This is a genomic window from Mycobacterium sp. NGS62, assembly GCF_059812285.1.
Genome location: NZ_JCALCK010000090.1, coordinates 1 through 470 on the forward strand (window position 1 = coordinate 1; position 470 = coordinate 470).

1 protein-coding gene is annotated in these 470 nt (G+C 63.4%); it reads left to right on the plus strand.

Features of this window, described 5'->3' with window-relative positions; all coding sequences use genetic code 11:
* Positions 1-80: 80 nt before the first annotated feature.
* Positions 81-470 (plus strand): IS110 family transposase (locus tag AC5Y49_RS24835; RefSeq protein ID WP_499892027.1); only part of this gene is annotated, 390 nt, incomplete at its 3' end.

Consider the following 470-nt stretch of genomic DNA (forward strand, 5'->3'; position numbering starts at 1 on the left):
TCTTTACCCCGCCCTCCCCGGAACACATTCCTATACAAGATGATTCGGATCGGATGTGAGTCCGGGAACGGTGGTGGGTGATGGATGTGGTGCATCCGCGGTGCGCGGGAGTCGACATCTCCAAGCGTGACGCGAAGGTGTGTGTGTGGATCCAGGGTGCCGGCAAGAGGCGCACCGCGTCGACGGTGACGACGTGGGGGGCGATGACCAACCGGATCGTTGGCCTACGGGATCACTTGCTTGAGCAGAAGGTCACCTGCGTGGTGATGGAGGCCACCAGCGATTACTGGCGACCCTTCTACTACCTGCTCGAGGAGCATTTCGAGGTGATGCTGGTCAACGCCCGTGACGTCAGGAATGTGCCGGGCCGTAAGAGCGACGTCTCCGATGCCGCCTGGCTCGCCGATCTGGGCGCGCACGGGCTGGTGCGGGCCTCGTTCGTGCCACCCGAGCCGATCCGGGTACTGCGT